Raw genomic sequence first — 9,810 nt, forward strand, 5'->3', positions numbered from 1 at the left:
GGTGACGGTGACCGGGGTTGATGCCAACGGTGAAGTCACGTCCTCGGATGCTGAGACCTGGGGGGAGTTGAAGGGTTCGGGGGATCTGCAGATCACTGTGGTGGGGGATCAGCCGGTGGTCCTGGATGCGGCGGCGGGGAAGCTGTTGTTGCCTGGTGGTAAGCGGTTGCAGTTGGAGAACGCGCGGGATGCGAGGTTGCAGCAGACCGGTCCGGGCAGTGATTTTGTCGCGATCTCCACGCCGAAGGCGTTGTTGAAGCAGCCCCTTGATGGTGGGACGGCGAAGACGGTGTCGTTTGGTGGTGAGGGTGTCCCGGCCAGCCCGGTGCAGTTGGGTGGGTGTGTTCACGCGGCGTGGTCGGGGGCGAACAAGTACGTCCGTGACTGCGTGAACGATGCTGATGATAAGAACGTGGACGTGCCGAAGGCGAGTGCGTCGCCGTCGTATGTTTTCCGGGTGAACCGGGACCTGGTGGTCCTGAACGATGTGAACTCGGGGAATGTGTGGCTGGTCAACCAGAACATGCAGCTGGTCAACAACTGGGACGACGTAGTTCCACCCAAAAACGAATCCGACGAACAAGACCAGGAATCGGCGGACAACAACACCATCAACGTCCTGCCGGACCGCACCAAACCGAACCGTCCGCCCGAAACCAAGCCCGACGCCGTCGGCGTCCGCCCGGGCCGGACCACCATCCTCAGCGTCCTGGACAATGACTCGGACCCCGACGGCGACGTCCTCACCGCAGCCGTGACTGACTCCGGCCCCAAGGCGGGCACCCTGGAGAAGATCTACGGCGGCACCGCGTTCCAGGTCTCCGTCCCGGCCGACGCGAAACCCGGGACGGAGACGTTCAGCTACAACGCCTCTGACGGCCGCGGCCTCTCCGCCGCAGGGCAGGTGACTCTCAGCGTTGTGGGTCCGGAGGAGAACAAGCCGCCGCAGTTCAAGCGCGGCGATAACACCACCATGCTGGTGGAACAAGGCAAAACCGTCAGCCAAAACATCCTCACCGACTGGATTGACCCCGACGGCGACGACCTGGTCCTCCTTGACGCCAAGGCAGACAACGAACAGGACCAGGTCAAGGTCCGCCGCGACGGCCTGCTCACGTTCCAGGACTCCGGCGCCACCGCCGGGAAAAAGAACGTCGAAGTCACCATCTGGGACGGCCGCGCCACCGTCACCGGGAAAGTAGTGGTCAACGTCCAGCCCCCGGGAGCCCTGGCACCGGTGGTCAACGCCGACCACGTCACCGCCGTGGTAGGCCAGGACCTGGTCATCTCACCGCTGAAGAACGACGTCGACCCCAACGGGGGCGCCCTCCGCCTGGCCCAGGTGGAAGCCAACGGCCCCGCCGAGCTGGGCCCCGTCACCGACGGTGGCACGTTTACCTTCCGCAGCACCACCCCCGGGCCCGTCTACCTCACCTACATCGCCAGCAACGGGCCGCAAAGCAGCCAGGGTCTCATCCGGGTGGACGTGGAATCCGGCGACGACACCGGCAACCCCGTGGCCGTCCACGACGTCGCGCTGATGCCCACGGGCGGAAGCGTGCTGCTGGACCCTCTCGCCAACGACTCCGATCCGTCCGGCGGCGTCCTGGTACTGCAGTCGGTGAAGCTCCCGGAGAATTCCACTGCGTCGGTCAGCGTGATCAACCACAGCGTCCTGCGCATCACGGACATCCTGGGAACCAAGGACCCCATCCTCTTCGAATACACCATGTCCAACGGGAAGAAGCCGGCCACCGGCAGCGTCTCGGTGGTCCCGGTCCCGGCGCCCGCCGTCGTGGAAGCACCCCAGCCCAAGCCGGACGAAGTGAATGTCCGGGTCAACGACGTCGTGACCATCCCTGTGCTCGACAACGACACCCACCCGCAGGGCCAGGAACTGACCGTGGACCCGGTCCTGCCGCAGGGTGTGGACCCGGCGGACGGGAAAAGCTTCGTCTCGGAGAACACCCTCCGTTTTATTGCCGGCAGCCAGCCCAAGACAGTCCGGGCCATCTACAACGCCGTGGACCCGCAGGGCCAAAAGAGCGCCGCGGCCGTGACCATCCATGTCCTGCCGCTGGAAGGCGCCGAGAATTCGCGTCCGCAGCCGCGTAACCTGACGGCACGGGTGGTGGCTGGCGGCACCGTACGGATTCCTGTCCCGCTGGACGGCATCGATCCCGACGGCGACTCGGTCCAGTTGACCGGCATCGACAGCACCCCGGCCATGGGTACCGCCACCGTGGGCAGCAACTTCATCGACTTCACGGCGGCAGGCGACGGCGCCGGTACCGACACGTTCCGCTACAAGGTGGTGGACCGGCAGGGCGCGGTCAACACCGGCACGGTGACTGTCGGGATGGCCCCGCGCGGCGAGGTCAACCAGAAACCCACGCCCGTGGACGACGAAGTCCGGGTCCGGCCAGGCCGGCAGATCGCCGTCGACGCCACCGGAAATGACACCGACCCGGACGGCGACCTCATCCGCATCCTGACCGACGGCATCGAAGCTGATCCGGCACTGCAGGCTACGGTGAGCAAAGCCAGCGGCCGGATCATCCTGCTGGCGCCGGGCGAAGCCGGAACGGTCAACGTGCGCTACACCATCGCCGATGACAGGGACGCCTCGGCGCAGGCTGCCATCCGCGTGGTGGTGGACAACGAGGTGCCCCTCAAGGCGCCCATCGCCCGGGACGACAGGGTGACGTCCGCCCAGACCCTGGGAAAGACGGCTGTTGATGTCCCCGTCCTGAAAAACGACGAGGACCCCGACGGCGTGGGCGAAAACCTCAAGATCAGCACCGAGGCCACTACGGCCCGGCCCGGCGCCGAGGGCAACATGGTGGTGGACCTGACCGAGCAGCCGCAGCTGATCCCGTACACCGTGGAGGACGTGGACGGCCAGCAGTCGACGGCGGTCATCTGGGTCCCGGGCCTTGGCCAGCAGGTACCCACCCTGGCCAAGGACGAAGTCATCGAGGTGATCGCGGGCCAGTCCGTGGACGTTGACCTGGACGAGTGGGTGAAAGTCCGCGAGGGCCGTTCCCCACGGCTGACCCAGGCGGACCGGATCAAACTGATCGGCGCCGACGGCGGCGATCCCGTCACCGGGGACGGCACCGGCCTCAAGTACACGGCAGGCGCCGACTACGTGGGCCCGGGCTCGCTGACCTTCGAAGTGACGGACGGTACCGGCCCGGATGATCCGGCCGGCCTGAAGTCCACGCTCAGTATCCGTACCAAGGTGCTCCCCGATCCCAACAAGAACAACCCGCCCGAGCTGCTGGGCGCCAGCGTGGAGGTCCCGAAGGGGGACTCGGCCAGCACTGACCTGGGGAAGCTGACGTCCGATCCGGACCGGGATGACGTTGAGAAGATGAAGTACGAACTGGTGGGCGGGTCTCCGGCCGGCTTCAACGCCAGCATCGACGGCAAAGCCCTGAAGGTCTCGGCGGCGGATTCCAGCGGCACGGGAACCACTGCCGCCGTCCAGGTCAAGGCCCGGGACCCGCGCGGTCTCGAAGCCACGGCAACCTACCAGCTCGCCGTCACCGCATCGAACCGGCCCAAACCGGTGGCGAACGACGACCTTGAACCCAACGCCGCGGCCGGAAAACCGGTGACCGTCAACGTCCTGGCCAACGACGCCAACCCCTTCCCGGAAACGGCCCTGAAGATTATCGCGGCCGCAACTGAAACCGGCAGCGGCAACGTGGAGGTCAGCGGAGATTCGGTGACGGTGACGCCCGCACCAGGCTTCACCGGGACCATGGTGGTGTCCTACACGGTGGCCGACAAGACGGGGGATTCTTCCCGCCAGGCGACCGCCCGCATCCGGCTCACCGTCAAGGACAAACCGCAGGCGCCCACCACGCCGCAAGCCCAGAGCGTAGGGGACCGGACCGCGCTGCTGAACTGGACGGCGCCCGCGGACCGCGGCTCACCCATCAGCAAGTACACGGTGTACGGCGAGGGCGGGTTCCAGCAGGACTGCCCTGCCAACACCTGCACCCTCAACGGTCTGGTCAATAACTCCAAGTACCACTTTCAGGTGACGGCAACCAACGAGTTCGGCGAGTCTGACCGGTCGCCCGCCTCCGCGGAAGTGCGTCCGGACGTCAAGCCCGATACACCGTTGGCTCCGTCGCTGAAGTTCGGCGACAAGGAGCTGGCCGTCAACTGGACGGCCCCGGCGAGCAAGGGTTCGCCGGTGAAGTCTTACGACCTGGAAATCTCACCGGCGCCGCCCGGGCAAAACGCACAGATCCAGAACCTGACCGCTGTCAGCTACGTCTGGAAAGGCCTGCAGAACGGGGTGTCCTACAAGGTCCGGGTCCTGGCGCGCAATGATGCCAAGGAACCGTCGGAGTGGAGCGCTTACTCCGCTGCCGAGGTTCCGGCGGGCGTCCCGGCAACGCCAACCGCGCCTACCGCTGCGCAGGCGGGTTCGCTGGGTTCGCAGAGCCAGTTGAAGGTCAGCTGGGCTGCGCCCAACAACAACGGTGACGCCGTCTCGGCCTACACCCTGACCACCCTCCGCGGCGGGGCTGTGGTATCCAGCCAGCAGGTTACCGGCACCACCCAGAACGTGACAGTGGACAACTCGGAAACCAACTACACGTTCACGGTTTCCGCCACCAACAAGGCAGGAACCAGCGGAACCAGCCCACAGTCGGCGGCCATCCGGGCAGCAGGCAAGCCCGGCCAAGTCAGCAGCGGGACGGTGGAGGCCACCGGCACCAGCGGCCAGCTGAAGGTAACCTTCACGCCGCTAACCGAGGCCCAGCGGAACGGCTCCACGGCAAGTGAAATCGCCTACAGCTACAACGCCGACGGCAAGAGCGGCGCCATCACCGCAGGCGGGGGAGTGATCGGCGGCATGACCAACGGCCGGGACATCACCGTCACCATCATCGCCACATCCACCAAGAACAACGTGTCCGGCGACGCCAGCGCTATCGGCACCGGCAACCCCTACGGGCCGCCCAACGCCCCCAACGTTGACGGAAGCACTTCCGCGAAGGGCGACGGCGACGTTCACTGGACCTGGAACAACCCGGCAATGAACGGCCGGCCCCTGAGCCACTTTGAAGTGAGCTACGAGGGCGGCGGCTGGATCAACGTCGGCAAAGCCAACCGCTATGACCGCGCAGCGGGCGGATGGGACCAGGTGCGCACCCTTCGGGTGCGGGCTGTGACGGTGGATCCCGGTCCTCCCGGGTCGGCAAATTCACGGTCCGGTGCTGACCCGACGCCTCCGCCGCCTGACTCCTGGGGCATCACGGCGAGCCCGGTCCGCAGCTGCACCGAACCCCGCAGGGGAACGGACAGCTATGTTGCCGGCAACCCGTCGCAGTGCAACGGCGAGGGCAAGTGGCTGGACGCCGGCGCCGGCGCACAGACGGACCGCTACCAGGTCTGGTACAAGACCTCGAACAACCCCAGCGGCATCTGGTACCACCTGACCTCCGGCATGGCGGCCGGCAACTGGATCCGCTGCGACACCAGCAGCCTCGGCTGCAACCCGCCCAACGGAATGCCCAACCGCTAGGCCGGCACCGCCGGCGCACCAGCGGGACCGGTACCCCCGGTCCCGCACAACAACCTGACCATCACAGAAGGAAGAGCAACCCCATGACCATGACCACCGAGCAGGCCGCCTGGTTTGCTGAAACCTTCGAAAAGCTCGTCGCCAACGTGGGGAAGGCCGTCCTGGGCAAGGAGCACGTCATCCGGCTGACCTTCACCGCCATGCTGGCGGAGGGGCACGTCCTGTTTGAGGACGCGCCCGGCACCGGCAAGACGTCCCTGGCCCGGGCTTTGGCGGCCACGGTGCAGGGATCCAACAACCGCATCCAGTTCACCCCGGACCTGCTGCCCTCGGACGTCACCGGCGTGACCATCTACGACCAGAAGACGCAGAAGTTCGAGTTCCACAAGGGCCCGATCTTCAACAACATCGTCCTGGCTGACGAAATCAACCGCGCCTCGCCCAAGACCCAGTCGGCCCTGCTGGAAGTCATGGAAGAATCGCGCGTCACGGTGGACGGCGTCACCTACTCCGCCGGGCGCCCCTTTATGGTGATGGCTACGCAGAACCCCATCGAACAGGCGGGCACCTACCGGCTGCCCGAGGCACAGCTTGACCGCTTCCTGATCAAGACGTCCATTGGCTACCCGGACCACGCCTCCACGGTCCGGCTGTTGGGCGGCTCGAACCTGAAGGACCGCTCCCAGGACCTCACCGCCGTCATCACCACCCAGGCTGTGGCGGACATGGCCGACCTCGCCGCCACCACCCACGTGGACACCGCGGTCCTGGAATACATCTCCCGGCTCTGCGAGGAGACCCGCAGCGCACCGGAAACCCGGCTGGGAGTCTCCGTCCGCGGCGCCCTGGCCATGGTGCGTGCCGCGAAGGTCTGGGCAGCGGCCCAGGGCCGGAACTTCGTCCTCCCGGATGACATCAAGGAACTGGCCCCCGTGGTGTGGACCCACCGCTTTGTGATGGACCCGGAAGCCGAGTTCTCCGGCGCCACCGCCGAGGCCGTCCTGACCCGCATCCTGGCAGACGTGGCCGCGCCCCAGCAGCGCACCAACGCCTGACCGCCGCACCCGGCTCAACAGTCCATCCCCAGCAGCACAACGAAGGTTCACATATGTCCACCGGCACCCCGTTGACCCGGATCGCCGAGCGCCTCAGGCAACCTTTCCACCGGAACGGCCAGCCGACGCGCCTGCACCCGTCCGCCGTCTGGGCCGAGGCCAGCAGCACTGCGGGACTTGCCCTGGCACCCGCCTGGCGAACGGTCAAAGAAGCATGGCTCAAGCACGTTTGGCCTGTCCTCTCGGTGATCAGCGTGCTGGGCTGGTCCGTACTGGCCGCCGCCATCCTCCTTTGGGCGGCGGGGCAGGCCTACGGCTGGCAGGAGGCCAAGGCCGCCGCCGTGGCAGCCTTTGTGATGTTCGTGATCGCCGTTGGCTTCATCCTCGGGCGCTCCACCTATGGCGTGGTCCTGGACCTGGCCCGGACCCGCGTTGCCGTGGGGGACAGTGCCGTGGGCAGCATCGCCGTCACCAACACCTCCAGCCGGCCCCTGCTGCCCGCGGCCGTCGAACTGCCCGTGGGCGGTGTCACCGCGGTGTTCCACCTGCCCCGGATGAAACCGCAGCAGGTCCACGAGGACCTCTTCACCATCCCCACGGCCCGGCGTGCCGTGATCGTGGTGGGTCCGGTGCGCTCGGTCCGCGCCGACCCCCTGCACCTGTTGCGCCGGCAGGTCCTGTGGACCGAGCCCGAGGATCTTTTCGTCCATCCCCGCACGGTGGCCCTGGCCGGATCGGCTGCCGGCTTCATCCGCGACCTCGAAGGCATGCCCACCACCGACCTGTCCAGCGCCGACGTTTCCTTCCACGCCCTGCGGGACTACGTCCCGGGCGATGACCGGCGGCACATCCACTGGAAAACAACGGCGCGGACCAACAAGCTCATGGTCCGCCAGTTCGAAGAGACCCGCCGCGCCCACCTCGCCGTTTCCTTGTCCATCAACACCGACGAATACGCCTCGGAAGAGGAATTCGAGATGGCGATTTCCGCCGCCGCCTCCATCGGCCGGCAGGCCATCCGCGAGCAGCGCGAACTGGACGTCCTCACCCAGAAAGGGCCGCTGCGCTGCGAAACCGGCCGCAACATGCTCGATGACATGACCCGGATCGTGGGCGCCCCCATGCGCCGCACCGCCGTCGACCTCGCCAGGACGCTGGCCGACACCGTCCCCAACGCCTCCGTGGTGTTTTTTGTGGTGGGCAGCAACGTCACCGCCACCCAGCTCCGGTCCGCCGCCGCCTCCGTGCCGCCCGGGGTGCGCAGCCTCGCCGTCCGCGTGGAAGCGGGCGCCGCGTCCAGCAGGGCGAACATCGCCGACCTGACAGTACTCACCCTTGGCGACCTCGCCGACCTCGGCATCGTCCTCCGGAAGGCGGCAGCATGACCTCCGCACCTGGGCTGCGTCCGCGCACCACATCCGCCCGGCAGCAGGCCCGCAGCAGCCTGCAGTCCGGCTTCGCCGACGGGCAGCCGCTCTGGCATTTCCTGCTCGACGCCGGCGCCCTGACCGTACTCCTGGGGCTGGGCCTGCTCGGCTTCGGCCTCAGTTTCGGCGGCGATCCCTACTATCTGGTGTCCGGCTTCGGCGGGATCATCCTGGGCCTGGCCATCGGCGTGGTCAACGCGCACCTGCGCCTTGGGCTGCTGATCACCTCGGCCCTGGCGCTCGGGGCCTACCTCGTCTTCGGGACCCTGCTGGCAGTGCCCGACTCGGCCATCGCCGGCTTTGTGCCCACCCTGGACTCGCTCCGGATCCTCCTCCTGGGCATTGTGTTCGCCTGGAAGGACATGCTCACCGTCGGGGTCCCGGTGGGAACTGCCGGCGGCGTGCTCATTGTCCCGTTCCTGAGCTCCATGATCACAGCGCTGGTGGCAGGGGTCCTTACCTGGCGGGCCAGGACCCCGTACCTGCCGCTCATTCCGGTGCTGGTCCTCTTCATTACGGGCATCGCGTTCAGCACCAACGCAGCCTTCCTCACCCTCGAACGCGGGATCGGCCTGACGGTGCTCGGCATCGCCTGGGCAACGTTCCGCCGCGACGCCCTGCGGCGCAGCAGCAGCCGGAAAGTGGCCGTCAACAACCCGCAGACCGACTCCGCCACCGCGCAGCGGGCCAAGCTGCGCAGGCTGGGCATGGCAGCCGGCGTGATCGCCGCCAGCGTGGCCGTCACTGCGCTGTCCGCCCCGCTGGTCACCGCCGGGGGAGACCGGAAGGTCCTCCGGAACGTTGTGGTCCCGCCGTTCGATCCCAAGGACTACATCACACCGCTCGCGAGTTTCCGCACGTTCGTCAAGGACAAAAAGGACGACACCCTGTTTGTGGTCAAGGGCCTCCCGCGGGACGGCCGCGTCCGGCTGGGAGCCCTGGATGCTTTCAACGGCACCAACTACAACATGGATCCCAACGGCTCGGGCAACTTCAGCAAGGTGGGCGACACCGAGTCCATCAACACGTTGGCCGACACCTCGGGGGTGGTCCCCACCAACGATTACTCCATCGGCATCACCATCGAGGACTACCAGGGCTTCTTTGTCCCAGGCGGCCGCAAGACCACCGGCATCAGCTTCGACCAGGGCGCTTCCGCCGCGGCGTCGGGCCTCTACTTCAACTCGGGCACTGATACCGCAGTGACCACCAACGGGCTGTCCAAAGGCGATTCCTACAGCGTCCAGGTGTCCGATCCGGTCAAGCTGGAACACGGGCAGCTGACGCAGTACGATTTCGCCCAGGTGTCCCTGCCGGCTCCTGCCGAGGTGCCACCGGTGGTGGGATCCCAGGCCAACGACCTCTCTGCCGACGCACCTACGGCCATCGACAGGGTGCGCCAAATTGAAGCGCACTTCCAGAAGACCGGCGCCTTCAGCAACGGCCTGGTCAGCGAAGGGCAGCTGCCCAGCGTCTCGGGCCACGGGTCCGCCCGCATCAGGAACCTGCTGACGGCCAAGCAGATGCTGGGGGATGACGAGCAGTACGCGGTGGCGATGTCCCTGATGCTGCGCCACCTCGGCATCCCGTCCCGCGTGGTTATGGGCTTCTACCCCGAGCCGACGAGCCCGGAAAACGGGGCAGGGGAAGTAAAGATCACCGGCAAGGACGTGCACGCCTGGGTGGAGGTCGCGTTCGAGCGGGTGGGCTGGGTCAGCTTCGACCCCACCCCGCCCAAGGACAACGTGCCCATCCCGCCGGATCCCGAGAACAAGTC

At 67.0% G+C, this 9,810-nt stretch carries 4 protein-coding genes; all 4 read left to right on the top strand.

Annotation, left to right across the window (positions count from 1 at the left end; all coding sequences use genetic code 11):
* Positions 1-5,551, top strand: a 5,551-nt coding sequence (locus FNL14_RS22805; protein ID WP_142065047.1) for an Ig-like domain-containing protein, incomplete at its 5' end; no start/stop codon positions are given.
* A gap of 83 nt (positions 5,552-5,634) precedes the next feature.
* Positions 5,635-6,606, top strand: a complete 972-nt coding sequence (locus tag FNL14_RS22810) for a MoxR family ATPase (protein ID WP_142065050.1) — start codon at positions 5,635-5,637, stop codon at positions 6,604-6,606.
* A 53-nt stretch (positions 6,607-6,659) separates the two neighbouring features.
* Positions 6,660-7,991, top strand: a complete 1,332-nt coding sequence (locus FNL14_RS22815; RefSeq protein ID WP_142065053.1) for a DUF58 domain-containing protein — start codon at positions 6,660-6,662, stop codon at positions 7,989-7,991.
* Positions 7,988-9,810 (top strand): transglutaminase family protein (locus tag FNL14_RS22820; protein WP_142065056.1); only part of this gene is annotated, 1,823 nt, incomplete at its 3' end. The genes FNL14_RS22815 and FNL14_RS22820, both read left to right, overlap by 4 nt.

The organism is Pseudarthrobacter sp. B4EP4b (assembly GCF_006680095.1).
Taxonomy (GTDB): domain Bacteria; phylum Actinomycetota; class Actinomycetes; order Actinomycetales; family Micrococcaceae; genus Arthrobacter.

Bases quoted from the DNA above. Each gene is read 5' to 3' on its own strand.
- FNL14_RS22810 (WP_142065050.1), top strand. From the start codon at position 5,635: ATGACCATGACCACCGAGCAGGCCGCCTGGTTTGCTGAAACCTTCGAA.
- FNL14_RS22815 (WP_142065053.1), top strand. From the start codon at position 6,660: ATGTCCACCGGCACCCCGTTGACCCGGATCGCCGAGCGCCTCAGGCAA.